This is a genomic window from Bacteroides sp. An51A (assembly GCF_002161565.1).
GTDB lineage: Bacteria > Bacteroidota > Bacteroidia > Bacteroidales > Bacteroidaceae > Phocaeicola > Phocaeicola intestinalis.
In genome coordinates, this window is the sequence record NZ_NFIC01000008.1 from 103,977 (window position 1) to 130,539 (window position 26,563).

21 protein-coding genes and 1 tRNA gene are annotated in these 26,563 nt (G+C 47.1%); 13 read left to right on the forward strand and 9 right to left on the reverse strand.

The features are described from left to right. The first annotated feature begins 28 nt into the window (after positions 1 to 28). The 4 genes from B5G04_RS15710 (at position 29) to ybaK (ending at position 6,755) form a co-directional block, all read left to right on the forward strand. Positions 29 to 1,831 (forward strand): RagB/SusD family nutrient uptake outer membrane protein, encoded by a 1,803-nt coding sequence (locus B5G04_RS15710; RefSeq protein WP_087398003.1) that lies wholly within the window; start codon positions 29 to 31, stop codon positions 1,829 to 1,831. Positions 1,832 to 2,067: 236 nt separating this feature from the next. Next, positions 2,068 to 2,853 (forward strand): nucleoside triphosphate pyrophosphohydrolase, encoded by a 786-nt coding sequence (gene mazG, locus B5G04_RS15715; protein ID WP_087398004.1) that lies wholly within the window; start codon positions 2,068 to 2,070, stop codon positions 2,851 to 2,853. 364 nt (positions 2,854 to 3,217) lie between these two features. Beyond that, positions 3,218 to 6,070 carry an excinuclease ABC subunit UvrA gene (gene uvrA / locus B5G04_RS15720; RefSeq protein WP_087398005.1) on the forward strand — a complete coding sequence of 951 codons (2,853 nt, stop codon included), beginning with the start codon at positions 3,218 to 3,220 and terminating at the stop codon, positions 6,068 to 6,070. A gap of 211 nt (positions 6,071 to 6,281) precedes the next feature. Next, positions 6,282 to 6,755: a Cys-tRNA(Pro) deacylase gene (gene ybaK / locus B5G04_RS15725; protein WP_013617433.1), complete on the forward strand. Its 474-nt coding sequence runs from the start codon at positions 6,282 to 6,284 to the stop codon at positions 6,753 to 6,755. Here ybaK and B5G04_RS15730 read toward each other — a convergent pair. Beyond that, positions 6,694 to 7,869 carry a glycerate kinase gene (locus tag B5G04_RS15730; protein ID WP_087398006.1) on the reverse strand — a complete coding sequence of 392 codons (1,176 nt, stop codon included), beginning with the start codon at positions 7,867 to 7,869 and terminating at the stop codon, positions 6,694 to 6,696. The genes ybaK and B5G04_RS15730 overlap by 62 nt on opposite strands. Positions 7,870 to 7,963: 94 nt before the next feature. Here B5G04_RS15730 and B5G04_RS15735 point away from each other — a divergent pair, with 94 nt between their 5' ends. Further along, the gene (locus tag B5G04_RS15735; RefSeq protein ID WP_022040353.1) at positions 7,964 to 9,496 is read left to right on the forward strand and encodes a peptide MFS transporter; all 1,533 of its coding nucleotides are present in this window, start codon (positions 7,964 to 7,966) and stop codon (positions 9,494 to 9,496) included. Between the two features lie 43 nt (positions 9,497 to 9,539). Beyond that, positions 9,540 to 9,710 carry a hypothetical protein gene (locus tag B5G04_RS19980; RefSeq protein ID WP_158100120.1) on the forward strand — a complete coding sequence of 57 codons (171 nt, stop codon included), beginning with the start codon at positions 9,540 to 9,542 and terminating at the stop codon, positions 9,708 to 9,710. A 312-nt stretch (positions 9,711 to 10,022) separates the two neighbouring features. Here B5G04_RS19980 and B5G04_RS15740 read toward each other — a convergent pair whose 3' ends face one another. Next, positions 10,023 to 10,709: a DUF4369 domain-containing protein gene (locus B5G04_RS15740; RefSeq protein ID WP_087211400.1), complete on the reverse strand. Its 687-nt coding sequence runs from the start codon at positions 10,707 to 10,709 to the stop codon at positions 10,023 to 10,025. Between the two features lie 192 nt (positions 10,710 to 10,901). On the opposite strand from B5G04_RS15740, the gene B5G04_RS15745 reads away from it, so the two are divergent. Both B5G04_RS15745 and B5G04_RS15750 read left to right on the forward strand, forming a co-directional pair. Then, positions 10,902 to 13,067 (forward strand): S46 family peptidase, encoded by a 2,166-nt coding sequence (locus B5G04_RS15745; protein WP_087398007.1) that lies wholly within the window; start codon positions 10,902 to 10,904, stop codon positions 13,065 to 13,067. Between the two features lie 108 nt (positions 13,068 to 13,175). Further along, complete coding sequence (locus B5G04_RS15750) at positions 13,176 to 15,338, forward strand: S46 family peptidase (RefSeq protein WP_022041156.1); 2,163 nt, start codon at positions 13,176 to 13,178, stop codon at positions 15,336 to 15,338. Between the two features lie 82 nt (positions 15,339 to 15,420). On the opposite strand, the gene B5G04_RS15755 is transcribed toward B5G04_RS15750, so the two are convergent. Beyond that, a complete protein-coding gene (locus tag B5G04_RS15755; RefSeq protein ID WP_022041157.1) occupies positions 15,421 to 15,765 on the reverse strand; it encodes a hypothetical protein in 345 nt (114 codons plus the stop codon). Next, on the reverse strand, positions 15,755 to 16,078 hold the full coding sequence (locus B5G04_RS15760; RefSeq protein WP_022041158.1) for a septum formation initiator family protein: 324 nt from the start codon (positions 16,076 to 16,078) through the stop codon (positions 15,755 to 15,757). Before B5G04_RS15760 ends, B5G04_RS15755 begins: the two co-directional genes overlap by 11 nt. 133 nt (positions 16,079 to 16,211) lie before the next feature. Here B5G04_RS15760 and B5G04_RS15765 point away from each other — a divergent pair, with 133 nt between their 5' ends. Beyond that, positions 16,212 to 18,020, forward strand: coding sequence for a DNA polymerase III subunit gamma/tau (locus B5G04_RS15765; RefSeq protein ID WP_087398008.1), 1,809 nt, complete (start codon positions 16,212 to 16,214; stop codon positions 18,018 to 18,020). 72 nt (positions 18,021 to 18,092) lie between these two features. Here the strand turns inward: B5G04_RS15765 and queF are convergent, their stop codons facing one another. The 3 genes from queF to B5G04_RS15780 all read right to left on the reverse strand — a co-directional run bounded on the left by queF (position 18,093) and on the right by B5G04_RS15780 (position 20,135). Beyond that, positions 18,093 to 18,548: a preQ(1) synthase gene (queF, locus tag B5G04_RS15770; protein WP_013617425.1), complete on the reverse strand. Its 456-nt coding sequence runs from the start codon at positions 18,546 to 18,548 to the stop codon at positions 18,093 to 18,095. A 114-nt stretch (positions 18,549 to 18,662) separates the two neighbouring features. After that, positions 18,663 to 19,340, reverse strand: coding sequence for a 7-cyano-7-deazaguanine synthase QueC (queC, locus tag B5G04_RS15775; protein ID WP_087398009.1), 678 nt, complete (start codon positions 19,338 to 19,340; stop codon positions 18,663 to 18,665). A gap of 108 nt (positions 19,341 to 19,448) precedes the next feature. After that, positions 19,449 to 20,135, reverse strand: a complete 687-nt coding sequence (locus tag B5G04_RS15780) for a queuosine precursor transporter (protein ID WP_087247323.1) — start codon at positions 20,133 to 20,135, stop codon at positions 19,449 to 19,451. A 150-nt stretch (positions 20,136 to 20,285) separates the two neighbouring features. Between B5G04_RS15780 and corA the strand changes: the two genes are divergently transcribed. Then, complete coding sequence (gene corA / locus B5G04_RS15785) at positions 20,286 to 21,326, forward strand: magnesium/cobalt transporter CorA (protein WP_013617428.1); 1,041 nt, start codon at positions 20,286 to 20,288, stop codon at positions 21,324 to 21,326. Between the two features lie 64 nt (positions 21,327 to 21,390). Then, positions 21,391 to 22,035 (forward strand): endonuclease III, encoded by a 645-nt coding sequence (gene nth / locus B5G04_RS15790; RefSeq protein ID WP_087247325.1) that lies wholly within the window; start codon positions 21,391 to 21,393, stop codon positions 22,033 to 22,035. Between the two features lie 348 nt (positions 22,036 to 22,383). Here nth and B5G04_RS19985 read toward each other — a convergent pair whose 3' ends face one another. Next, positions 22,384 to 22,587 (reverse strand): hypothetical protein, encoded by a 204-nt coding sequence (locus B5G04_RS19985; RefSeq protein ID WP_158100121.1) that lies wholly within the window; start codon positions 22,585 to 22,587, stop codon positions 22,384 to 22,386. A gap of 84 nt (positions 22,588 to 22,671) precedes the next feature. Next, entirely contained in the window at positions 22,672 to 24,159 is a 1,488-nt protein-coding gene (locus tag B5G04_RS15795; RefSeq protein WP_087398010.1) for a succinate CoA transferase, read from the reverse strand. Between the two features lie 257 nt (positions 24,160 to 24,416). Between B5G04_RS15795 and B5G04_RS15800 the strand changes: the two genes are divergently transcribed. Further along, a tRNA-Thr gene (locus B5G04_RS15800) sits at positions 24,417 to 24,489 on the forward strand. Between the two features lie 176 nt (positions 24,490 to 24,665). Beyond that, positions 24,666 to 26,549: an amidophosphoribosyltransferase gene (locus B5G04_RS15805; protein WP_022041166.1), complete on the forward strand. Its 1,884-nt coding sequence runs from the start codon at positions 24,666 to 24,668 to the stop codon at positions 26,547 to 26,549. Positions 26,550 to 26,563 lie beyond the last annotated feature (14 nt).

The following is a 26,563-nucleotide window of genomic DNA, read 5'->3' on the forward strand; positions in this document are numbered from 1 at the left end:
ATTTTTAAACAGAAGAGAAAAAACGATTATGAAAAATAGAAATATCTTTATAGCGCTTGCATTGTTTGCCGGACTTTCATCGTGTGACGACTGGATAGATAAAAGCCCTTTGAGTGATATAACGGAAGAAAATTATTTCAGGACAGAGACCGACCTGCAGCTTTTCAGCAACGGTTTTTATAACAGTATCCTGAATAAATCACCGTATGACGAGCAGAGCGATGTGTATGTACAGCAAGAACTTTCCGACGAGATGTTGGGCGGAGAAAACCGCATCGTTCCTGCCAGCGGGGGAGGATGGAGCTGGACGGCGTTGCGTAGTGTCAATACCTTGCTGGGCAATGTAGACAAATGTGAAGATGCGGAAGCGGCTGTGAAATATACGGCGTTGGCACGTTTCTTCCGTGCCTACTTCTATTATGATAAGGTAAAGCGTTTCGGCGATGTGCCTTGGTATGACAAGGAATTGTTTTCGGATGACCCCGACCTGTACAAGGCACGCGATTCGCGCGAACTGGTGATGACCAATATGCTTGCCGACATCGATTATGCTATCGAGAACCTGCCTACCAAGGAGGAAGAGACCAGCAGTCCTTTCCGTGTAAACCGCTGGGCGGCACTGGCGTTGAAGTCCCGCTTCTGTCTGTACGAAGGTACATACCGGAAATATCATAACCTGACTTTGGAGGGGAATGATTATGCGTATTATCTGCAACAGGCAGCGGATGCGGCGGAAGAATTGATTAATAGCGGTGAATATCATTTGTATTCGACCGATAATCCGGAAGAAGACTATCTGATGCTTTTTGCCGAAGAAGATGCCAATCCCGATGAATACATCCTTGCCATCAAGTTCGATTACGGCATGAGCGTTTACCACAATGCGACGGCACATACATTGGTGCCCACCCAAGGACGTCCGGGCCTGACCCGTAAGCTTGTCAATACGTATCTGATGAAAGACGGAACACGTTTTACCGACCGTGAAGGATGGGAAACCATGCCGTTTACCGAAGAAGTGAAAGACCGCGACCCGCGTCTGGCACAAAGCATCCGTACTCCGGGGTATCACCGTATCGGACAGACAGACATCCTGGCTCCCGATTTATCGGTTAGTGTAACAGGATACCAGCCGATAAAATATGTGCAAGACCCGTCGGCTTCGGGCGGTCAGGTAGACCGTAACGACCGTTCTACCTGCGACCTTCCTGTATTCCGTCTGGCTGAAGTCATGCTGAATTTTGCTGAGGCTAAGGCAGAACTGGGAACATTGACGCAAGAAGACTTGGATAAGTCGGTGAATGAAATCCGTGACCGCGTAGGTATGCCGCATTTGGATATGGCTCAGGCTAATGCAAATCCCGATAGTTACCTGTCGTCTGCCGATTACGGCTATACCAATGTGACCGGAAGCAATCAAGGGGTTATCTTGGAAATCCGTCGCGAGCGTGCCATTGAGTTGACTCAGGAAGGTTTCCGTTTCGATGACTTGGTGCGCTGGAAAGCGGGTGCCTGCATCAACCAGTCTATTATGGGCATGTATTTCCCCGGCGCAGGTGAATACGACTTGAGCGGCGACGGTCAGATTGACGTGGTTTTGTATGATGAAGGCGATACTGAACCCGAAGTGCCAGATGCGCAGGTATATCAGATTGGGTCGGACATTATTCTGTCGGAAGGCGATCATGGGTATATCGATTATCATCACGATATTGTACGTACGGCTTTCAATGAAGAGCGTGATTACCTGTATCCGATACCTATCAACGAACGGTCGCTGAATCCGAATCTGACTCAGAACCCGGGTTGGAACGACGGATTGTCTTTCTGATTCATGTCAATCGGGAGTTAAGGAGTTAAGAAGTTAAGAAGGAGTTAAGGAGTTAAGTCAATAGCTTTGTTGGTGGAAACATCAGTAAAAGTATTGGCTTAACTCCTTAACTCCTTCTAACTCCTTAACTCCTTCTAACTCCTTAACTCCCCCTAATTCCCTCTGACTTTTTTAAATCCGCAATAGGTTTTTCCGAAGCTTTTCCTTACTTTTGCAGACGCTAAAATGATAGGTATATGCATACAAGAGAAGAAAAGATAGAAGCCTTCGGGCGGTTGCTCGATGTGCTCGACGAGTTGCGGGTAAAGTGCCCGTGGGACCGGAAGCAGACCAACGAGAGTTTGCGTCCCAACACGATAGAAGAAGTGTATGAGTTGTGCGACGCTCTGATGAAGGACGACAAGAAAAACATTTGCAAGGAATTGGGCGACGTGTTGCTTCACGTGGTGTTCTATGCCAAGATAGGAAGCGAGACGGGCGATTTCGACATCAAGGACGTGTGCGACCGCCTGTGCGACAAGCTGATATTCCGCCATCCACACGTATTCGGCGAAGTGAAGGCGGACACGGCAGAGCAGGTTTCCGAGAACTGGGAGCAAATCAAGCTGAAGGAAAAAGACGGGAACAAGTCTGTGTTGAGCGGAGTGCCCGAGGCATTGCCCTCACTGATAAAAGCATACCGCATTCAGGACAAGGCGCGTAACGTGGGATTTGATTGGGAAGACCGTACGCAGATATGGGATAAGGTGAAGGAAGAAATCAGCGAGTTCGAATCGGAAGTGGCTACGATGGATAAGGAGAAGGCGGAAGCCGAGTTCGGCGACGTAATGTTCAGCCTTATCAATGCCGCACGTCTGTATAAAATCAATCCCGATAATGCTTTGGAACGGACAAATCAGAAATTCATCCGCCGGTTCAACTATCTGGAAGAACATACGCTGAAAGCCGGACGGAAACTGACGGATATGTCATTGGAAGAGATGGACGCTATCTGGGAAGAGGCGAAAAGGCAAGGGCTTTAGGTGATGTTTAAGAAGCTGTTTTGAATTTATCGCCCAAAGCACACACGAAAACGGATACATCAAGCCAAGAAAAACTTTTTGGAGAAATTCAAAACAGCTTCTTAAAAGACTCTGTGTTCTGTGGTGAGAAAATGCACAATTTCATACCGCGCAAAGTATAATTGGCAAGATGCGGACATTTGTACAAATTCATACTGCTCATAGTATAAAATAAAAAACGATTATCAAAAAGTAATCTGAATTCCGCAACCATCTCATGTAGGAAGGTATGAAAAGCCTTGCGGCATTTGTTACTTTTTCTTTGCGGAGTATGGCAGTTCGGTAAGGTTTTTATATCTTTGCGAGGATATATCACCTGTTAAGTATGAAAGAAGAAAACCAAACGCTCAGTGTAGAGGGTGCCCGTGTGCACAACTTGAAGAATATAGATGTAGATATACCCCGCGACAGCCTGACGGTCATTACAGGTCTGAGTGGGAGCGGGAAGTCATCGTTGGCTTTTGACACTATCTTTGCCGAGGGACAACGTCGTTACATCGAAACCTTTTCGGCATATGCCCGCAATTTCCTGGGAGGAATGGAGCGGCCCGATGTGGATAAGATTACGGGGTTGAGTCCGGTGATCTCCATTGAGCAGAAAACCACGAATAAGAATCCTCGTTCTACCGTAGGTACCACTACCGAGATTTACGACTACTTGCGTCTGCTCTTTGCGCGTGCCGGAGTAGCCTATTCGTATTTGTCGGGCGAAAAGATGGTGAAGTATACCGAAGAACAGATTCTCGACCTTATCCGGCGCGACTATAAAGGAAAACGGATTTATATCCTGGCACCGTTGGTGCGTACTCGGAAGGGGCATTATAAAGAACTTTTCGAACAGGTGCGGAAGAAAGGCTACCTGTATGTGCGGGTCGACGGAGAGGTGAAGGAAATCGTGCATGGCATGAAGCTGGACCGTTATAAGAACCATGATATCGAGGTGGTTATCGATAAGACCGTGGTGACGGACAAAGAGGAAAAACGCTTGAAACAGAGCGTGGCTACGGCGATGCAGCAGGGTGACGGGCTGCTGATGATACTCGATGCGCAGACCGAAAACGTACGCCATTACAGCAAGCGGCTGATGTGTCCCGTCACGGGACTTTCGTACAAGGAGCCGGCTCCTCATAATTTCTCTTTCAATTCGCCTCAGGGTGCGTGCCCGCGTTGCAAGGGATTGGGTTACGTCAATCTGATAGATGTGGACAAAGTGATTCCCAACCGTTCCCTCTCGGTCTACGAAGGGGCGATTGCTCCCCTGGGAAAGTATAAGAATGGCATGATATTCTGGCAAATCGATGCCTTGCTCGAACGGTATGATGCAAATCTGAAGACGCCGGTCAACCAGTTGCCCGAGGATGCCATTAACGAGATATTGTACGGATGCGACGAACGTTTGAAGATAAAAGAGTCCCTGATACATGCTTCGTCCGATTATTTTGTGACGTACGAGGGAATTGTCAAATATATCCAGCTGATGCAGGACCGTGATGCTTCGGCTACCGCACAGAAATGGGCGGACCAGTTTGCCAAGACCGATGTATGTCCCGAATGCAAGGGGGCGCGGCTGAATAAGGAGGCGTTGCATTTCCGCATTCACGATAAGAATATCTATCAATTGGCAACGATGGACATCAGCGAGCTGTATGCATGGCTGCAGCATGTGGAGCCTTTTCTGGAAGAGAAGCAGCGCCTGATTGCAGCGGAAATCTTGAAAGAAATCCGTACCCGCCTGAAGTTCCTGCTGGATGTGGGGTTGGATTACCTGTCGCTCAACCGTTCTTCGGTCAGCCTTTCGGGAGGCGAGAGCCAGCGCATCCGCCTTGCCACGCAGATAGGGTCGCAACTGGTAAACGTGTTGTATATTCTTGACGAGCCGAGCATCGGGCTTCACCAGCGCGACAATATCCGCCTGATAAATTCGTTGAAGGAATTGCGCGACTTGGGAAATACCGTCATTGTGGTAGAGCACGACAAGGACATGATGCTTGCGGCTGATTATGTTGTCGATATGGGACCGAAAGCCGGACGGCTGGGTGGGGAAGTGGTCTTCGCCGGAACCCCAGCTGAGATGCTGAAGACCAGTACGCTGACCTCGCAATACCTTAACGGGCAAATGAGAATCGAAGTGCCTGCCAAGCGCCGGGAAGGAAACGGGAAATCGCTTTGGATTCGGGGAGCGAGGGGAAACAACCTGAAGCATGTCGATGTGGAATTCCCGTTGGGCAAGCTGATTTGCGTGACCGGGGTTTCCGGAAGCGGCAAGTCTACGTTGATTAATGATACCTTGCAGCCCATTCTCTCGCAACATTTCTACCGCTCGTTGCAAGACCCGTTGCCTTACGATGCCGTCGAAGGGCTGGAATACATCGATAAGGTGGTCAATGTCGACCAGTCGCCGTTGGGGCGTACGCCGCGTTCCAATCCGGCTACCTATACGGGCGTGTTCAGCGATATCCGGAATCTCTTTGTAAGTCTTCCCGAAGCGAAGATGCGCGGATACAAGCCCGGACGCTTTTCGTTTAATGTGTCAGGAGGCAGGTGCGAGGCATGCGGAGGAAACGGTTACAAGACCATTGAGATGAATTTCTTGCCCGATGTGCTGGTGCCTTGTGAGGTGTGCCACGGCAAGCGGTACAACCGCGAGACTCTGGAGGTGCGCTTCAAAGGAAAGTCGATTGCTGATGTGCTGGATATGACCATCAACCGTGCGGTAGAGTTTTTCGAAAACGTGCCACAGATTCTGAATAAGATTAAGGTGTTGCAGGAAGTAGGGTTGGGCTATATCAAGCTGGGACAGCCCTCCACCACCTTGTCGGGAGGCGAGAGCCAGCGTGTGAAGCTCGCCACCGAACTTTCGAAACGCGATACAGGCAAGACCGTGTATATTCTGGACGAGCCGACCACAGGCTTGCACTTCGAAGACATCCGGGTACTGATGAACGTGCTGAACCGGCTGGTGGACAAGGGCAATACGGTGATTGTCATTGAGCATAACCTGGACGTCATTAAAATGGCGGATTATATCATTGATATGGGACCCGAAGGCGGAAGGGGAGGAGGTGAGGTGCTTTCTACCGGCACGCCCGAAGAAGTGGCACTGAGTCCGAAAGGTTATACGCCTAAGTTTTTGAAGGAAGAACTGAAGGTAAATGAAGAATTAAGAATGAAGAATTAAGAATGAAGAATTAAGAATGATACCATGTGCGGTATGAAATTGTGCATATTTTCACCACAGAGGCACACAGATTCTATTTTAATGTGCCAATGAATAATAGGGCAATGTGCTAATTTATTTTCACATTAGCATATTGTTTAATTGACCTATTCTTCTGTGTTCCTTTGTGGCACTCTGTGTCTTCTGTGGTGAGATTCAAACGAAATTGCTTATGAAAATTAACAAGACCAATGTGGCACGCTTGCTGGATAAGGCAAAAGTGCCTTACGAACTGATTCCTTACGAAGTGGACGAGAACGACTTGAGTGCCGTGCATGTGGCGGCATCGTTGGGAGAAGACATCGAATGTGTATTCAAGACCTTGGTGTTGCACGGCGATAAGAGCGGATATTTTGTCTGTGTGATTCCTGGCGAGCATGAAGTCGACTTAAAATTAGCGGCAAAGGTTTCGGGTAATAAGAAGTGTGATTTGATACCTGTAAAGGAATTGCTTCCGCTCACGGGGTACATACGCGGTGGATGTTCGCCTATCGGGATGAAAAAGCATTTCCCGACGTATATTCATAAAACCTGCCTGGATTTTCCTTTTATTTATGTAAGTGCGGGCGTACGGGGGCTGCAAATCAAGCTTGCTCCTGATGACCTGATACGTGAGGCGCGGGCGGAAGTGGCTGCATTGTTTTGAAAGCACATTGCGTAGCCTTGCGGATGTTTTCCCGTGCAATATCCGGTTGTATGGCTTGCTCGGGAGACAACGTGTCAGGTGAGATTTGGATGATCCGGCAGAACCCCATCTTTTCCAATAAGTCGCGGTCTTCTGTCTTTCCTGCCAGCAGAAGGGTAGGGATGCCGGCTTTTGTCGCTCTTTTCAGTACTCCTGCAGGAACCTTTCCCTCGCAAGTCTGGCGGTCTGCCTTGCCTTCTCCGGTGATGACGAGGTCGGCATCTTTGATTTGTTCATCGAATCCTACGGTGTCCAACAGTAATTCGATACCCGATTGAAGCCGGCTTTTCATCAATACGTGGAAGGCTCCGCCAAGCCCTCCGGCAGCTCCCGCTCCCTTTACCTTATTTATATAGATGTGAAAATCCTGTTCGATGAGACGGGCGAGATGTTGCATCCCTTTGTCCAGCAGATGTATTTGTTCGTCGGTAGCTCCTTTTTGCCGGGCAAAGACATAGGCGGCTCCTTGTGGCCCGTAGAAAGGATTCTGTACATCGCAAGCTACGGTAAAACTTGTTTCCTTCAGAGCCGGGTGCAGGAGATCGAGGTCAATACGTGCGATGTGTTGCATGATTTTCCCTCCTTGTCCCAATTCGTTTCCTTCTTTATCGTAGAGCCGTGCACCGAGTGCCTGCATCATGCCCATGCCTGCATCGTTGGTGGCACTTCCTCCGATACCGATAATGAACCGTCGGAATCCCTTTTCCAAAGCCTCCTTTATCAGTTCTCCCGTACCGTATGTGCTGGTCTCCATCGGATTCCGTTCGGCGGGAGAGAGTGTGGTCAGGCCGTTTATTTCCGCCATTTCGATAACAGCGGTTTGTTGATTGCCCAGTATGCCGTAGCGTGTTGTACGCATTCGCATGAGTGGGTCGTGGGCGCGGGTATAAATGATTTGTCCTTGCATGGCATTTATCAGTGTGTCGAGCATACCTTCTCCTCCGTCAGCAATAGGGATGGCTACGGTTTGGCATTGAGGGTGGAGGCGATGTATTTCTTCTGCTACACATTGCTCCACTTCTTCTGATGTGAGACATCCTTTGAACGAATCGATAGCTAAAACAATCTTTTTCATAACGTATGGTGCTTATTCCTTTGCAAAAATAAGTAATTTTCATACCTTTGTCGGTGGAATAATGTTTTTTTATTAATCTAAAATAGTTTTATGTATGTTTGAAGGACAACCTAAAGGTCTTTATGCGCTGGCGCTCGCCAATACGGGCGAACGTTTCGGCTATTACACCATGCTGGCTATCTTCGTTTTGTTCTTGATGGACAATTTCGGCATGTCGCCGAGTACAGCCGGCAACATTTATGCCATGTTTTTGGCTTTAGTTTATTTTTTGCCGTTTATAGGAGGTATTCTTGCCGATAAGTTCGGTTATGGGCGTATGGTGACGGTGGGCGTCATTGCGATGTTTGCCGGTTACGTATTACTTGCCCTGCCGATGGGAAGCAGCACATTGGGGCTGGTGGCGATGTTTGCCGCACTGGTCGTAATCAGTTGCGGTACGGGACTTTTCAAAGGCAACCTGCAGGTGATGGTAGGCAACCTCTACGATGATCCCCAGTATGCCAAGCGGCGCGACTCGGCGTTCAGCATTTTCTATATGGCGATTAATATCGGTGCGCTTTTTGCTCCGACAGCAGCGGTCGAGATTATGAAGTATGCGCAGAACAGCCTGGGTGTAAGTGCGAACGATTCCTATCACTTTGCGTTCGGCGTGGCTTGTGTTTCGCTGATTGTTTCCATGGCTATCTATTACGGGTTCCGTAGCACGTTCCGCCACGTGGAAGGGGGAAGTGTGAAAGAAGCAGGCAAGGGGGCTGCTGCGGCAGAAAAGCACGAGGAGCTTTCGCCGCGTGAGACGAAAGAGCGCATCGTGGCACTGTGTCTGGTATTTGCCGTGGTGATTTTCTTCTGGATGGCATTCCATCAGAACGGTTTGACATTGACTTATTTTGCCAAGCAGTTTACCGCACGCAGCTCGGAAGGATTGGAAAGCATGATGTTCAGCGTATGGAACCTGGTGGCGGTGATATTCATCGTTTATGCCCTGTTCTCGTTTTTCCAGTCGAAAACAGGCAAAGGCAAGCTTGTTTCGTGTGTGGTCATCTTTCTGGCAATGTGCTTCTTGGGTTATCAGTACGTCGCACTTCCTGCAAGCACTCCGGTGGATGCGCCTATCTTCCAGCAGTTCAATCCGTTCTTTGTCGTAGCACTTACGCCTGTATCTATGGCGATATTCGGTTCGTTGGCAGCCCGTGGCAAAGAGCCTTCGGCACCGCGTAAAATCGGTTTGGGTATGTTGGTGGCTGCTTGCGGTTATGTGCTGATGTTGGCTGCTTCGGTCGGTTTGCTTTGTCCTACCGAGCAGGCTCAGGCTATTGAGGCGGGAACCGCTTCGTTTGTGTCGCCCAACTGGCTGGTATCGACTTACCTGGTATTGACGTTTGCCGAGTTGCTTCTTTCTCCGATGGGTATTTCGTTCGTGTCGAAAGTGGCTCCTCCTAAGTATAAGGGTATGATGATGGGAGGTTGGTTCGTGGCTACGGCTATCGGTAATTACCTCACTTCGGTGGCTTCTTGGTTATGGGGAGATATGCCGCTTTATGTGGTATGGGGTACGTTGATGGTACTCTGTCTCTTGGCTGCCTTGTTCATCTTCTCGGTGATGAAGCGGTTGGAGAAAGTAGCATAGGAAAAATAAAGCTTCTAAGAAGCTGTTTTGAATTTATCGTGCGATGATTTGGGATGAGTTTTTGAGGCATTTCCGCTTCTGTGATGAGGAAGATAGCGGGCTATCTGACGAAGAACAGGAGCGGAAAGGACCAAAAAATCGCCCAAAGCACACACGAAAACGGATACATCAAGCCAAGAAAAACTTTTTGGAGAAATTCAAAAACAGCTTCTAAGTTTTTAGGCTATTTTTTGATTGACTAGGTTCTAGGTTTTAGGTATTGGATGCCATTTGTAAAACTATTCAGAACCTAGTCATTTAGTATCTGGCTGATGCAAAGGTACGCATCTGAAATTAGCCAATCCGGCGAGTTGAAAAACACACTAGTACTGTGTTTGCTGATGCAGTATATATCCGTAGGCTGATGCAGTTATATTCAATCGCCGATGCAGTTATATTCAACTGCTGATGCAGTTATATTCAACTGCCGATGCAGTATATATTCATTTTTCCGGGGTATGTATTGTATTGGCTGTTTACGTAAAAATCAATTGTCCATATTGCTTTTGGCAATTGAAATGAATTCTTTTATCATAGGGTTTTCTTTGAACGAGGCTGGGGCTTCGTTGATGATGTCTTGCATTACTGGAGTCAATACGGGATAAGGCATGCCGTAACACAGAATGATGAATATTTCCGGTCCCAATACGTTGTCGTAGTTAGTCTGTATGAATGTCTTGGCAAGGCTGTCTATTTGTGTGGCCACCTGGTTGCGTTGCTTCTCTATTTCACGGTGTACTTCTGCAGGGTCTTTTCCATCCAATATCATGCGTGCTTCCAGATGCTCCACTTCATCGGCACGGTCGCTTAGCGAATTACGTTTCAGGATAAATTCGTTGAAGCTGTCGTTTAAGGGAGTTCCTTTCAGTGTAAAGCCGGCATTGTTGATATTGATGTCGATGTTTCCTTTCTCAATGACTACCGGCATGATGCACTTGTCATCCATAAAGAGGGAAGCTACGACCGTAGAGTCGACCTTGCCTTCCATTTTGAAAAGGCCATGTATCACTTCTGCCGAATCGATGCTGACCAGCTTGTCACCTGAAGGGACTTTGATAAAAAGCATTTTACCGTCAAGACTCGAAACAGAAGATACACCTTCTATTTTGTATTTTTTACCGCACGAGGTGCAGAGTATTGTACAACATAGTAGAAACAAATACCATTTATGCATAGATATAAGCCTTATAAGATTTGTGTGGCAAATGTATAACGTTTACTATTTTCATGGAAATAAATTATCAAAAATTAAACTTAATAGAGGATTATTACTGAATGTAGATGCAGGAAACGCTTTTTTCGCTATCTTTGTTCGCTGATTAGAAAAAAGAAAGAAATAATAAACAGTTAAATTGATAACAACGACATGAGAAAACTGAAACTTTTGGCATTCGCACTGATTTGTGCGGTATTTGCGCCGGCGAAAGCCGATGAAGGAATGTGGCTCCTCCAGCTGATGCAGGAGCAGAACCTTGCTGACCGTATGAAGGCACAAGGTTTGAAGATAGGCGTGGATGATATTTATAGTCCGAATCATGTGGCTTTGAAAGATGCCGTAGGTATTTTCGGGCGCGGATGTACGGGTGAAATCATTTCGCCCGAAGGCTTGATTCTTACAAATCATCATTGTGGATACGATGCTATCCAGCAGCATAGCTCGGTGGAGCATGATTACCTGACCGATGGGTTTTGGGCGAAAAGCCGTGCTGAAGAACTTCCTACTCCGGGATTGACTTTCAAGTTTGTAGAGCGTATTGTTGATGTGACTGATAAGGTGAACCAGGACATCAAAGACGGGAAGGTGACAGAATTGAATTCGTTTGGTTCGGAATATTTAAAAAAACTGGCCGATGAAGAACTGAAGAAGAGTGACCTGAAAGGCAAACCCGGCATCACGGCACAGGCACTTCCTTTTTATCAAGGTAATAAATTTTACTTGTTCTTCATCAAGACTTATAGCGATGTGCGTATGGTGGCAGCTCCTCCTTCGTCTATCGGTAAGTTCGGGGGTGAAACGGATAACTGGATGTGGCCCCGCCATACGGGCGACTTCTCGATGTTCCGTATCTATGCCGACAAGAACGGGGATCCTGCGCCTTATAGTGCCGAAAATGTGCCTTTAAAGGTAAAGAAGCATCTTGCCATCTCGTTGAGAGGATTGCAGGAAGGCGACTATGCCATGATTATGGGATTTCCCGGAAGCACCAGCCGCTATCTGACCCAAAGCGAGGTGAAGCTCCGTATGGACGGAACCAATACACCGCGCATTCAGGTGCGCGAGGCACGTCAGGAAGTGTTGCGCAAGGAAATGGCAGCAAGTGATAAGGTACGTATCCAGTATGCCAGCAAGTTTGCTTCTTCCAGCAACTATTGGAAAAATTCGATTGGAATGAATAAGGCTATCATCGACAACCGTGTGTTGGAAACCAAGGCAGAGCAGGAAGCCAACTTCGCTAAGTTTGCCAAGGAAAAGAACAATGCCGATTATGCTTCGGTAGTAGGAAAAATCGATGAGTATGTGACTCGGGTGACTCCGCTTGCCAAACAGCTGACTTATTTCACCGAAACTTTCCGTTCTGGTATCGAGTTTGGCGCTACTTACCTGATTTTCGATAACTTGAAAACTGCACTCGAAAAGAATAAGAAGAAAGACATTGAGAAAGCACTCGAACAACTGAAAGAAGGATATGCCAACGTGCACAATAAGGATTATGACCACGAGGTAGACCGCAAGGTGGCTAAGGTTCTGATTCCGCTTTATGCAAAGAGCGTTCCGGCAGATGCGCTTCCCGCTTTCTATGAAACGATTAAGACGAAATATAACGGTGATTACAATGCTTATATTGACGCGTTGTATGATACCAGCATTTTCTCGAATCAGAAGAACTTTGATGCGTTCGTGGCTAATCCGACACTGGAAGCTATCGATAAGGACTTGGCTATCCAGTATTCGACCGCTAAGAACGCAATGTCGAAGAAACTGTATGAAGACTATGATAAGGCGTGTGGTGATATTGATTTGCTTCATAAGACTTATGTGCGCGGCTTGTGCGAGATGTATGCTCCTACGCCGAAAGCTCCGGATGCCAACTTCACCATTCGTCTGACTTACGGTAATGTGAAATCGTATGACCCGAAGGATGGCGTACATTATAAATATTATACTACGTTGAAGGGTGTAATGGAGAAAGAAGACCCCAATAATCCGGAATTTGTTGTACCGGCGAAGCTGAAAGAACTTTACGCTACGAAGAATTACGGACGCTATGCTTTGCCCAACGGGGAGATGCCGACTTGTTTCCTGACTACAAACGACATTACGGGCGGTAACTCCGGTTCACCGGTGATGAACGGTAACGGTGAGTTGATTGGCGCTGCATTCGACGGCAACTGGGAGTCGCTTTCGGGTGACATCAATTTCGATAACAACCTTCAGCGTTGCATTGCCGTAGATATCCGCTATGTATTGTTTATCGTGGAGAAATTGGGCGGATGCAAGAACCTGATTGATGAAATGACGATTGTAGAATAAGTTTTTTCACCACAGATTACACAGATTATTTATGTTATTCATACGTGATTATGATAATTGTCAATTAAAATAATCTGTGTAATCTGTGGTGATTTTTTTATAAGCATTATGAGAAAATCCCTATTGATAACATTCTTTTCCGCTTGCTTCCTGGCTTCTCATGCCGATGAAGGCATGTGGATGCTGACCGACCTGAAGAAACAGAATGCGGCGGTGATGCAAGATTTGGGACTGGACATCAGCATTGATAAGGTGTATTGTCCTGAGGGCATCAGCCTGAAAGATGCGGTGGTTCACTTTGGTGGAGGCTGTACGGGCGAAGTAGTATCGGCGGAAGGGCTGGTGCTTACCAATCACCATTGTGGGTACAGTTATATCCAGCAACACAGTTCTGTAGAACACGATTACCTGACCGATGGATTTTGGGCGAAGACATACGCCGAAGAGCTTCCTTGCGAAGGGCTGACCGTGACTTTTATCGACCGCATCCTTGATGTGACCGATTATGTATTGGAACAATTAAAGAAAGACGAAGACCCCGAAGGACTGAATTATCTTTCGCCTTCCTATTTGGAGAAAGTGGCGGTTCGGTTTGCCAAGAAAGAAAAGATAAAGACCGATGACTTTACGGTACTCGAACTGAAACCGTTTTATGGTGCCAATAAGTATTATCTGTTCGTCAAGACCGTTTATAAGGACATCCGTATGGTGGGAGCTCCTCCTTCGTCTATCGGAAAGTTTGGTGCTGATACCGATAATTGGATGTGGCCACGCCATTGCGGAGATTTTTCTATCTTCCGCATTTATGCCTCGAAAGACGGGAAGCCGGCTTTGTATTCTTCCGAGAATGTGCCTCTGAAGGTGAAGAAGCATCTGACTATCAATGCCGGCGGCATCAAGGAAGGTGATTTCACGTTTGTGATGGGATTTCCCGGACGCAATTGGCGTTACATGATTAGCGATGAGGTGGAAGAGCGTATGAGTACCACGAACTTTATGCGTGATACCGTGCGGGGCGTGCGGCTTCGGGTATTGGGTGAAGAAATGGCAAAGGATGCCAAAACCCGCATCCAGTATGCGGCTAAGTATGCTTCGTCTGCCAACTATTGGAAGAACGCCATTGGCATGAACGAAGGGCTGGTGCGCCTCAAAGTGCTTGACCGCAAGAAAGCAGAGCAAGAGCGTTTGCTGGCATACGGGCGTGAGACGGGAAACGATGCCTATCAGCAAGCCTACGATGCCATTAAGCAGATTGTAGCCAAACGTCATGATGCCGTTTATCACCAGCAAGCCATTTATGAGGCGTTGATGTTGGGAACGGAATTTTCGAAAGTGCCTGATACAGACGGTTTGTTGAAAGCTTTGGAGAATGGAAAGAAGAAAGAGATAGACGAAGCGGTATCTGCCTTGCGGACAGAGGGAGCGAAGTTCTTCAATAAGGATTACAGTCCCGAAGTGGACCGGAAAGTATCAAAGCAATTGATTGCCCTTTATGCACGGTTGGTTCCTGCGGCTCAGCATATCGGTATCTTTGAGGTGGTAAACGAGCGGTTCGGAGGGAATACCGATGCCTTTGTAGATGCTTGTTTCGATAGTTCAATCTTCAGCACTCCCGAAGCATTGGAAGCATTCCTGGCGCATCCCGGTGCGGATAAGTTGAAGAATGACCTGATGGTGCAATATGCCCGTTCGGTAAAGGAAGGTTATCGGAAGACAGGCGAGGAGATGAAAGCCGAAACCAATGCCTATAACCGTGCGCACAAGACGTGGGTGGCAGGTATGCTGGCGTTGAAGCAAAAGGAAGGGAAAGCTATCTATCCGGATGCCAACTCTACGTTGCGCCTGACGTACGGCAAGATAGGCTCGTATGAACCTGCGGATGGAGAAGAGTATCTGTATTACACCACACTGAAAGGGGTGATGGAAAAAGAAGATCCGGACAATCCTGAATTTATTGTGCCCGATAAGCTGAAGGAATTATATCGCACGAAAGATTTCGGTCCGTATGCCATGTCCGACGGACGTATGCCGGTTTGCTTTGTGACAGCTACCGATAATACTGGAGGCAATTCTGGTTCACCGGTGTTCAATGCTCAAGGCGAACTGATAGGTATCGGTTTCGACCGAAACTATGAAGGGCTGACGGGGGATATCGCTTATAACCCGCAGCTTCAGCGCGCCGCTTGTGTGGACATCCGCTACGTGTTGTTCATCATCGACAAGTATGCGGGCATCCAAAGGCTGATAGATGAAATGACGATTGTTCGTTGAGTATAATTTGAATGGCACATAGACAGTGTGAAAAAATGTCTGTGTGCCATTCTTGTTTTGTATAGGAAAGGTAGAACGTATGTTATTGTTTTTCTTTTTGCTCTTCCTGAGGAATGCGGAATGCCGTGTAGAGCTCTAGTATGGCAGCAATGGTAAGACACAATATCCATTCGTTACGGTGCCAAAGTATCATCATAACTCCGGCTAGTACCAGTAGAGCAGCTCCCAGCATCTGCTGGCGGCGCAGACGGCGGATGATAAGATTTGCCCCTTCGTATCTGTCTGTTACTTGTACATAGGCGAAAAGTATAGCTCCTACGAGGTATACGTAAGGTGCCCATACTGCTTGGGTAATTTGGATAATAGCGCCTCCTAATAGCAGGATGGCTCCGATAACGGATATTGTCGGATAGTATTTATTTGTCATTGTTTTTGTCCAAGTCTTCTTCGAAGATGTAAATATCTTCATTGGGTTTCTTCATCAGGTATTTCTCGCGTGCCACCTTTTCCAACATCTCAGGGTTTGAGGTTAATTCTTTCAGTTCCTCACTGCTTTTTTCATACTGATTACGGTAATGCTTGATTTCACGTTTCAGTTCGTATATCTCACGTTTGTGCTTTACACGCTGAATCAGGCTGTTTTCTTCATCCAGCACGCCGATAATCAAGAGGAATGCCAGGATGGTAATCAGATATTTGTGGCGGCGGATATAGTTCCACACAGCTTTCAGTTTACTCATATCGGATACTTTTTTGCTCAGATAACGGTACAAAGATAAAAAGATTTCGTGGCAAGTCCTTAAGAAAAACCGAGATTTTATGTACTTTTGTGCTATCGAATAAAATTATCGTATCATTAACAGCACCGGAAGTATGGAGAATTATATCGTATCGGCACGAAAATACCGTCCTTCGACCTTCGACACCGTTGTAGGTCAAAAGGCACTGACCACTACTTTGAAAAACGCGATAGCCAATCATAAACTGGCGCACGCCTATTTGTTCTGTGGACCGCGAGGAGTAGGGAAGACTACATGTGCCCGTATTTTTGCCAAAACCATCAATTGTCTTCATCCTACTTCCGAGGGCGAGGCATGTAATACATGCGAATCGTGTGTGGCTTTCAACGAGCAGCGTTCTTATAACATCCATGAACTGGATGCGGCATCAAACAACTCGGTGGAAGACATCCGCTCGCTTATCGAGCAGGTACGCATCCCGCCTCAGGTGGGCAAGTACAAGGTGTATATCATCGACGAGGTGCACATGCTTTCGCAAGCTGCATTCAACGCTTTCCTCAAAACGCTGGAAGAGCCTCCCCGGCATGCAATCTTTATTCTTGCTACGACCGAGAAGCACAAGATACTTCCTACTATCCTGAGCCGGTGCCAGATATACGATTTCAACCGTATCAGCGTGAACGATATGGTGGAGCATCTGGAGGGCGTGGCCTTGAAAGAGCATATAGAAGCGGAACCCGAGGCACTTACGGTTATTGCCCAAAAAGCGGACGGAGGAATGCGTGACGCATTGTCTATCTTCGACCAGGTGGCAAGCTTCACCAACGGACACATCACTTACCGGAGTGTCATCGAAAACCTGAATGTGCTGGATTACGAATATTATTTTAAACTGACAGATTTCATTCTGGAGAACAAAGTGCCCGATTGCCTTCTTACATTCAACGATGTATTGCAGAAAGGATTTGACGGCAACCATTTCATCACCGGACTGGCTTCGCATTTCCGCGACCTGCTGGTGAGTCATGACTCTGCTACTTTGCCTTTGCTGGAAGTCGGGGCTTCTATCCGTGAAAGATATTTGAAACAGGCTCAGAAATGTACGGCATCCTTCCTTTTCAAGGCGATGAAGCTTTGCAATGATTGTGACTTGAACTATCGGGTGAGCAAAAATAAGCGGTTGTTGATAGAACTGACCTTGATTCAGCTGGCACAACTGGGCGGACCGGATGAGGAAAGTGAGGGGCGTAGCCCTAAGCAGACCTTAAAACCCGTATTCAATCAATCCCAGCCGGTCCAATCGTCTCGTCCGGCAGCGCAAGTTCAGCCTTCAACAGTATCTGAGTCTGAGGCAATTTATCCCCAGACGGTTTCTTCCCAACCGGTTGCCGCACCTGTTGGTCCGGTTATGCACGCAAATCCGCTTCCCAAGCAAGAGGCGGGAAAAAAGATTCCGGTGGTAAAGGCTGGGAGTATGGGGATTTCTATCCGTCGTCCACATGTCGCACAAAAGCAAGATACGGTGAGATCGACTGATGTGTCGACCTCTTCTTCCGAAGACAAGGATTATGAAGATTATCTCATTACGGAAAGAGATCTGAATGTTTATTGGAACGAATTTGCTGTGAATCTTCCGAAAGAAGAGGCGGCAAATGCAGCACGCATGCGCAATATTCATCCACATTTGCTGGAAGACGGTGTGACGTTTGAAGTAGTTGTGGATAACGAAATGGTGCAGAAGTATATGACCAATCTGGGGGCAGGTATTGAGGCGCATTTGCGCAACAGACTTCATAATCGGAAAATTAAGATGAAAGTACGCGTGAGTGCTCCCAATGAAAATGTGCGTGCCTATAGTCATCTGGAACGTTTCCAAATGATGAGCAAGAAAAACCCCGACCTCTTGAAACTGAAAGAGGAACTGGGGCTGGAACTTGCCTGACAGGTAATGATTATACTTTAGTAAGTCAGTCGTATCACATATGTTCGTTTGAGGAAGCTTTGGACAATGTGTCTAAATATCGTGATTTCTCATCCGGTATTCCGCCAGTTCTTCGTACTTTGTGCCGGGGCGCCCATAATTGCAATACGGGTAGATGGAGATGCCCCCACGGGGTGTGAAGATGCCCGTTACCTCGATGTACTTCGGATCCATCAGGCGGATAAGGTCTTTCATGATGATGTTTACACAATCCTCATGGAAGTCTCCGTGATTGCGGAAGCTGAAGAGGTATAGTTTCAAGCTTTTGCTTTCCACCATTTTCATGTCGGGCAGATAGCTGATGCGTATTTCCGCAAAGTCGGGCTGCCCTGTAATGGGGCATAGACTGGTAAACTCCGGACAATTAAACCGTACCCAATAGTCGTTTTCGGGATGCTTGTTAGTAAACGCCTCCAACACTTCGGGGGCATAATCTTGCTTGTAAGCGGTGGTCTTTCCCAAGATAGTCAATTCGTCTTTTCTTTCCATGATTTTTTAATTTGCTAATGAGCTAATAAACAATGTGACAATAAACAATGAAATAATACGCTAATTCATTATTACATTAGCACATTGGCACATTATTTATTAGCACATTATTTATTAGCACATTATTACATTGTCACATTGTTTATTTTCCAAGTACTTTTCCAATCCTTCCCGGCGGAGTTTGCAGGCGGGACAATGTCCGCATCCGTCTCCAGGGATTCCATTATAACACGTCAGGGTCTCGTGGCGTACCAGGTCGAGCACTCCCAGTTCGTCTGCCAAAGCCCAGGTCTCTGCCTTGTCTATCCACATCAGTGGGGTATGGATGACGAACTGCTCGTCCATGGCAAGGTTAAGCGTGACGTTGAGCGATTTGATAAATGAATCGCGGCAATCGGGATAACCGCTGAAATCGGTTTGCGATACACCTGTCACCAGGTGGCTGATGCCCCGTTCGCGTGCATATACGGCGGCAATGCTCAAGAAAAACAGGTTGCGCCCCGGTACGAAAGTGTTCGGGTAGTTGCCTTCGGGCTTTTCTTCGTCCATCGGAATGGAAAGGTCGGTAAGCGAGTTTTTACCCAAATGCCCGATAAACGATACGTCCATCACATCGAAATGTACTTCTGCCTTACGGGCGATTTCGCGTGCCAAGTCCACTTCCTTTACATGTTTCTGCCCGTAAAGGAAAGTCAGTGCATATACTTCCTTGAAATGTTTTTTTGCCCAAAACAAGCAAGTGGTGGAGTCTTGTCCGCCACTGAATACGACTAATGCTTTGTTTTTATCCATTGTTTTTGTTATCTTAGGTACTAGGTGACTAGGTTCTAGTTTTTTAATACCAAATACTAAGACTATTTAAAACCTAGTACCTAGTTATCTAGTCACCTGGTCCCTGATTTATAGTTCGTTAATTTTAAGAATGTTATAAGATATGTTCTCGTCGTAGGTGTCCGTTCCGTCAATGTGCTTGATGTAACGTACGACACGGACGGTAACGGGGAGTACAATGATTTCGTACATCGTCTTCAGCGCTACTTGCACCAGCATCATTTTGCCCAGCTCGGGAAGCGGCATCAGTCCGCCGAATGCTAAGGGGAAGAAGATAAGCGAATCGGCACTTTCGCCATATACCGTAGAGAGGATGGCACGTGCCGAGAAATGTTTTCCTTGTGAAGACAGCTTCATACGGCTCATCACGTAGGCATTGATAAACGAGCCTGCCAGAAAAGCCAGCAAGCTTGCCGCGGCAATGCGGGGAGCCATGCCAAATACAAAATTGAATCCCGCTTCACCTTCCCAAAACGGGGCAGCGGGCAATGCTACGGCAAGCTGGCCCAAGGCAACGGTCATGAAATTCATAAGGAATCCCATCCAGATGATGAGACGAGCCTTACGGAAGCCCCACACTTCGGCTATGCAATCATTGATAATGTATGAGACGGGAAAAACAATCAGCCCGGCAGTAACCGCTATCGGTCCCAACTGCACGACTTTGGTTTCTAATAGATTTGCCGCTACGAGGCATACACAAAACACGATGCCCAAAACCATAAAAGGCACCGATACGAGATTTTCTTTTTTCATCGCTCCTGTTTTTTACGTGGTTGTCCTAGAATACACGGAAGATGTTTCGGCAAAGAAACATCCTCATCTTTTTATCGGGTGCAAAGTTACGGATAATTTGTCGGATTAGCAAGAAAACCCTATATTTGTACACTTTCTATAGGCAAGATTATGGCAAAGAACAATCTTTTGACGGAAGAACTGAACTATATCGGAGGGAGCAAGACCCCGACGCACCTGCACTTGTGTACGTATGGACCAGCCGGAGCGGAAAACCATGACGGTGACACCATAGAAGACATATTGCCTTATTTCAAGGCGGGCTCCATGCACTGGATTCAGATACATGGGCTGAAGGATACGGAAGAAATACAGAAGGTATGCCGGCATTTCGGCATTGGGTTCCTTACCGAGCAGGATATTCTCAATTCGCTTCATCTCACCAAGATTGAAGCACACGAAGACTATAATGTCGTAATCCTGAAACTGCTTTCCGCTACAGGTGAGGACGAATATCTTCCCCAACAGCTTTGTCTGGTGCAAGGCGAAGATTACCTGCTCACTTTTACGGAAAACGATACCGATTTTTTCGATGAAATCTATACGGCGATAGAAAATGACGTGTTGAAAATCCGTACCCGCTCGTCAGACTTTCTGCTGAGCGTGATTCTGAATAGCGTGATGACCAGTTTCATGTCCATCATTTCGGATATGGAAGACAAGCTGGAAGACTTGGAAGAGCGCTTGCTCACGCCCGGTGTGATGGACCCAACAATCGGCGACCTGCACGTGTTCCGGCGTAATTATCGCCTGATAAAGAAATGCATCTTCCCGCTGAAGGAACAAATCGCCAAACTTCTTCATCCTGAAGATACCCGGTTGCTGCATAAGGCGAGCCGCCCCTTCTTCAACGATGTAAACGACCACCTGCAATTTGTCCTGCAAACATTGGAAGGATGCCGTGACCTGCTCGGTGCGCTGGTCGATATGATTCTTTCCAGCAACGACCGGCACATGAACAACATCATGCGCCAGCTCACCGTGGTGTCTACCATCTTTATTCCGCTGACTTTTCTCGCCGGCATCTGGGGGATGAACTTCCGCGTCATGCCCGAACTGGACTGGAAATACGGATACCTCTATGCTTGGGGACTGATGTTGCTCATCGCCATCGGTGTATGCGTGTACTTTAAGCGGAAGAAATGGTATTAAAAGCCGGAGAGATTGCGATTTGCCTCAACGGCACTTTTTATATAAAAATGGGAACGAAAGAAAAATGAGAAAAAAAGAACTTTACGACCGGGTAATCGCTTATTTCGAGCAGGCGATGCCCGTGGCAGAAACCGAATTGCATTACGAAGACCCTTTCCAGTTGCTTGTAGCCGTTATCTTAAGCGCACAATGCACCGACAAGCGGGTCAATATGATTACTCCGGCATTGTTCCGTGATTTTCCTACGGCAGAAGCTATGGCTGCCACCACTTCCGATGTGGTTTACGAATACATCCGGAGCGTGAGCTATCCCAACAACAAGGCGAAGCATCTGGTAGGAATGGCACAGATGCTGGTGCGTGATTATGGAGGGCAGGTGCCCGATACGCTGGAAGAACTGGTGAAGCTTCCCGGAGTAGGACGGAAGACAGCGAATGTCATCCAAAGCGTGGTGTTCCATAAAGCCGCCATGGCGGTCGATACCCACGTGTTCCGTGTGAGCCACCGCATCGGGCTGGTGCCCGGCACCTGCACTACTCCGCTTGCTACCGAAAAACATCTTACCCGTTATATTCCTGAAGCCTTGATACCCAAGGCACACCATTGGCTTATCCTGCACGGACGGTACGTGTGTACGGCACGCAATCCGAAATGCGACAAATGCGGATTGAACGGCATCTGCCAGGCATCGCTGAAAGCAAAGATTTGATTGAAATATTCACCACAGAGCTTTTGAGTATGGATTTGTGCATTTCCTGCATGTTCCACACCATCTACATTTGATGGCATATACAAGAGTAAGACGGTAAGGAACATTTGGTTTTGCATATAGGTCGTATCTTTGTTTCAGCAGGCATACTTTTACGTTCTTGATATCAAAACCGTACGGTTTTGAATTGGAAACCGTACGTTCTCGATATGGAAACCGTACGGTTTTCATATGGAAACCATAAATGGAAGCCGTCTGAAACGATCATGTAATCCAAATGTGGAAACAACTGTTCCGGGGAGAAATCAGAAACTCACCACAGAGGGTACAGGGGAAAATCTATTTTTCTCAATTTACGAAGTACGATTCCATATCAAAATAGTAAGAAGCTGTTTTGAATTTCTCCAAAAAGTTTTTCTTGGCTTGATGTGTTCGTTTTCGTGTGTGCTTTGGGCGATTTTTTGGTCCTTTTCGCTCCTGTTCTTCGTCAGATAGCCCGCTATCTTCCTCATCACAGAAGCGAAAATGCCTCAAAAACTCATCCCAAATCATCGCACGATAAATTCAAAACAGCTTCTAAATAGTAAATTGCCCAATCGTAAATTAAAAACCCCTGCGTCCTCTGTGGTGAACAAATCATACGTATTTCGTGTTCCGCATATCACCTGTTTCGGCAAATGCCAGATGCATCTGGAAGGCGTTACGGAGCGACATCGGGGTATGACAATGCCCTTCTGAAAGTTTCAGGTAATCCCAAAGCAGTTCTTTATAGTCGGGATGCGCACAATTCTCGATGATGAGACGTGCCCGTTGAAGCGGTGATTTTCCTCTCAAGTCTGCTACTCCCTGTTCGGTCACAAGAATGCGTACATCGTGTTCGGTACTGTCTACGTGCGATACTTGAGGTACGATGGACGAGATAAGACCGCCTTTCGCCGTAGAAGGGGTGGTAAAGATAGACAGGTAGGCATTACGTGCAAAGTCGCCCGAGCCTCCGATGCCGTTCATCATCTTGCTTCCCGACACATGAGTGCTGTTTACATTGCCGAAGATGTCAGCTTCAAGTGCTGTATTGACCGCAATGATACCTAACCGGCGGATGACTTCAGGGTGATTGGTGATTTCTTGCGGACGGAGCAGGACGCGGTCTTTCATTTCACCGATGTGTTCGTAAAGCAGGTTCAACTTATCGTCCGAGAGTGTAAGCGAGCTGCCTGCCACAAAACGGATGCGCTCTTCCAGCATCAGGTCGATAACGGAGTTCTGTATCACTTCGGTATACATCGAAAAGGCAGGCAAGTGCGGGTCGCCACCCAAAGCTCCCAATACGGCATTGGCAATGTTTCCTACGCCCGATTGCAAGGGAAGAAATTCTTTGGGAATCGCTCCCTGACGATATTCCTTTACCAAAAAGTCTGCTACGTTTTGTCCGATTTGGCGTGTGGTTTCGTTCAGAGGAGTGAAGGCGGCTATCTGGTCACGCTCGTTTGTCAACACCACTCCAGCCACTTTCTTGGGGTCTACTTTCACGCTGATGCTTCCGGTACGGTCGTTTACCTTATAGATAGGGATTTCACGGCGGTAAGGCGGATTGTCGAGCACAAAGATGTCGTGCATTCCCGTCAATTTGCCCGCATGAGCTTCGTTCAATTCGATAATGATTTTGTCTGCCACACATGTCAGGGTGGGCGAAATGCCTACCGAGGTGCTCAGAATAAGGTCGCCTTCAGGGGTAATGCCGGAAGCTTCGATGATAGCCACATCGATTTTCCCCAAGAATCCGTAGCGCACGTCTTGTCCGATTTGCGAAAGGTGAAGATCGAAATATTGCACCTCGCCGCTATTGATGGCATTCCGCATTTCCTTGTTCGACTGGAAAGGAGTGCGGAAAGCAACGGCATGCGCTTCGGTCAGGGCACTGTCCACCTGGTTTCCTGTTGCCCCTCCGGTAATAAGTCCTATTTTAAACGGTTTTCCTTCATTGTGTAATGTTTCTGCATGCTTTGCCAATGCAGCGGGGACTGCTTTCGGTGTACCTACTGACGAGAATCCTCCGATGCCGACCGTCTGTCCGTCGATGATAAGCGCTGCAGCTTCTTCTGCTGATAAAATTGGATATTTCATGGATGCTGTTATTTATTAGTGCCACAAAAATAGATGTTTTCTGATTAAATAGCAAAAGTTTTGTTTATGTATATGACAAAATATTGAATAAGTTGCTTGTATATGTAATATAATGATATTTTTATGCATTGTTCTCTGTGGAGGTGAATGTTGTCTTATAAACGTTTTTTTGTGGATAATTGAAAAAAAACTGCCGATTTCTTTTGTAGGTTCAAAGAAAGCCGTATCTTTGCATCGCTTTTCAGAAAAAGCCATAAGCCGAAATAACTCAGTTGGTAGAGTAACTCATTCGTAATGAGTAAGTCGCGGGTTCGAGTCCCGCTTTCGGCTCGAAGATTCACATTGTGGGTCTTTTTTTATGCCCGAACTTTTATAATTAAAAAGAGAATGTATAAGTTTTATTTTTACATAAAAAATTAGCATATGTACATGAATACCTGAACTTACCGATTCGGTAATTCAGGTATTTTTTTTATCTTAACGGCGACTAAACGAAAACGAGCAATATGGAACCACTTAAACACGAATGCGGAGTAGCGATGATACGGTTGCTTAAACCGTTGGAATATTATCAAGAGAAATACGGAACATGGATGTATGGGCTCAACAAGTTGTATCTGTTGATGGAAAAGCAGCACAACCGCGGGCAGGAAGGTGCCGGACTGGCGTGTGTAAAGCTTCAGGCAAATCCGGGAGAGGAATACATGTTCCGTGAAAGAGGGTTAGGGTCGGGAGCGATTACCGAAATATTCGGAACGGTGCACGGTTATTTCAAAGAGCTTACTCCCGAACAGATGGCAGATGCGGAATATGCCAAGCAATGCCTGCCTTTTGCCGGCGAGCTTTATATGGGGCATCTGCGTTACTCTACCACAGGCAAAAGTGGCATTTCGTATGTGCATCCCTTTTTGCGGCGCAATAATTGGCGGGCAAAGAACCTTGCCTTGTGCGGCAATTTCAACTTGACGAATGTCGATGAGATATTTGCCGACATTACAGCCGCGGGTCAGCATCCGCGCAAGTATGCCGATACGTATATCATGCTGGAACAGGTGGGGCACCGGCTCGACCGCGAAGTGGAACGCCTTTATAATGAATGTAAGGCGGAAGGGCTGGAAGGAATGGACATTACGCATACGATTGAAGACCGTATTGACATTACCAATGTGTTGAAGACTTCTACTCCGAAGTGGGATGGAGGATATGTGATATGCGGGCTGACGGGAAGCGGTGAAGCGTTTGCCGTGCGTGACCCGTGGGGCATCCGTCCGGGATTCTGGTATATGGACGATGAGATTATGGTACTTGCATCCGAGCGGCCGGTCATTCAGACGGTACTGAATGTGCCTGCAGACAGCATCAACGAACTTTTGCCCGGGCAGGCTATCTGGGTGAACAAGAAGGGGCAGATGCGTCTGGAGCAAATCAATGAGCCGAAGAAGAAGAAGGCTTGTTCGTTCGAACGCATTTACTTCAGCCGGGGAAGCGATATGGATATCTACCGCGAACGGAAACTCTTGGGGCAGAAACTGGTGGATCCGATTCTGAAAGTAATCGATTACGATGTGGTGCATACCGTATTTTCTTTTATTCCGAATACGGCGGAGGTGGCATTTTATGGCATGTTGGAAGGTTTCGACAATTACCTGAACCAGCTCAAGGTGCAGCGCATCGAGGCATTGGGGCATAAGCCCAGCCATACGGAACTGGAACAAATCCTGTCGCAACGCATCCGGAGCGAAAAGGTAGCTATCAAGGATATCAAGTTGCGTACATTTATCGCCGAAGGCAATACGCGGAACGACCTTGCCGCCCATGTATATGATGTAACGTATGGAAGTCTGGTGCCCTATGCCGATAACCTGGTGATAATCGACGATAGCATCGTGCGGGGAACTACGTTGAAGCAGAGCATTATTAGTATTCTCGACCGTTTGCATCCGAAAAAGATTGTCATTGTGTCATCTTCGCCCCAAGTGCGTTATCCCGACTATTACGGCATTGATATGGCAAGTATGGAGCAGTTCATTGCTTTCCGTGCCGCTATTGCCTTGTTGGAGGACAGGGGGATGCGTCGCGTCATCGAAGATGCATACCGTAAGTCGAAAGAGCAAGTGGGCTTGCCTAAAGAAGACATGGTGAATTATGTGAAAGAAATCTATGCGCCATTTACCGATGAGGAAATCTCACGCAAGATGGTGGAACTTCTTACCCCTGTGGGCACACAGGCAAAAGTGGAAATCGTTTACCAGACGCTCGATGGCTTGCACGAGGCTTGTCCCGACCATGAAGGAGACTGGTACTTCAGCGGTGACTATCCTACTCCAGGGGGCGTGAAACTGGTCAACAAGGCATTTATTGATTACATTGAACAAATATACCAATTTTAACTCCTATATATAAT

Excerpts from the sequence above, each read along its gene's own strand:
- B5G04_RS15710 (WP_087398003.1), top strand. The coding sequence starts at position 29 with ATGAAAAATAGAAATATCTTTATAGCGCTTGCATTGTTTGCCGGACTT.
- mazG (WP_087398004.1), top strand. The coding sequence starts at position 2,068 with ATGCATACAAGAGAAGAAAAGATAGAAGCCTTCGGGCGGTTGCTCGAT.
- uvrA (WP_087398005.1), top strand. The coding sequence starts at position 3,218 with ATGAAAGAAGAAAACCAAACGCTCAGTGTAGAGGGTGCCCGTGTGCAC.
- ybaK (WP_013617433.1), top strand. The coding sequence starts at position 6,282 with ATGAAAATTAACAAGACCAATGTGGCACGCTTGCTGGATAAGGCAAAA.
- B5G04_RS15730 (WP_087398006.1), bottom strand. The coding sequence starts at position 7,869 with ATGAAAAAGATTGTTTTAGCTATCGATTCGTTCAAAGGATGTCTCACA.
- B5G04_RS15735 (WP_022040353.1), top strand. The coding sequence starts at position 7,964 with ATGTTTGAAGGACAACCTAAAGGTCTTTATGCGCTGGCGCTCGCCAAT.
- B5G04_RS19980 (WP_158100120.1), top strand. The coding sequence starts at position 9,540 with ATGATTTGGGATGAGTTTTTGAGGCATTTCCGCTTCTGTGATGAGGAA.
- B5G04_RS15740 (WP_087211400.1), bottom strand. The coding sequence starts at position 10,709 with ATGCATAAATGGTATTTGTTTCTACTATGTTGTACAATACTCTGCACC.
- B5G04_RS15745 (WP_087398007.1), top strand. The coding sequence starts at position 10,902 with ATGAGAAAACTGAAACTTTTGGCATTCGCACTGATTTGTGCGGTATTT.
- B5G04_RS15750 (WP_022041156.1), top strand. The coding sequence starts at position 13,176 with ATGAGAAAATCCCTATTGATAACATTCTTTTCCGCTTGCTTCCTGGCT.
- B5G04_RS15755 (WP_022041157.1), bottom strand. The coding sequence starts at position 15,765 with ATGACAAATAAATACTATCCGACAATATCCGTTATCGGAGCCATCCTG.
- B5G04_RS15760 (WP_022041158.1), bottom strand. The coding sequence starts at position 16,078 with ATGAGTAAACTGAAAGCTGTGTGGAACTATATCCGCCGCCACAAATAT.
- B5G04_RS15765 (WP_087398008.1), top strand. The coding sequence starts at position 16,212 with ATGGAGAATTATATCGTATCGGCACGAAAATACCGTCCTTCGACCTTC.
- queF (WP_013617425.1), bottom strand. The coding sequence starts at position 18,548 with ATGGAAAGAAAAGACGAATTGACTATCTTGGGAAAGACCACCGCTTAC.
- queC (WP_087398009.1), bottom strand. The coding sequence starts at position 19,340 with ATGGATAAAAACAAAGCATTAGTCGTATTCAGTGGCGGACAAGACTCC.
- B5G04_RS15780 (WP_087247323.1), bottom strand. The coding sequence starts at position 20,135 with ATGAAAAAAGAAAATCTCGTATCGGTGCCTTTTATGGTTTTGGGCATC.
- corA (WP_013617428.1), top strand. The coding sequence starts at position 20,286 with ATGGCAAAGAACAATCTTTTGACGGAAGAACTGAACTATATCGGAGGG.
- nth (WP_087247325.1), top strand. The coding sequence starts at position 21,391 with ATGAGAAAAAAAGAACTTTACGACCGGGTAATCGCTTATTTCGAGCAG.
- B5G04_RS19985 (WP_158100121.1), bottom strand. The coding sequence starts at position 22,587 with ATGATTTGGGATGAGTTTTTGAGGCATTTTCGCTTCTGTGATGAGGAA.
- B5G04_RS15795 (WP_087398010.1), bottom strand. The coding sequence starts at position 24,159 with ATGAAATATCCAATTTTATCAGCAGAAGAAGCTGCAGCGCTTATCATC.
- B5G04_RS15805 (WP_022041166.1), top strand. The coding sequence starts at position 24,666 with ATGGAACCACTTAAACACGAATGCGGAGTAGCGATGATACGGTTGCTT.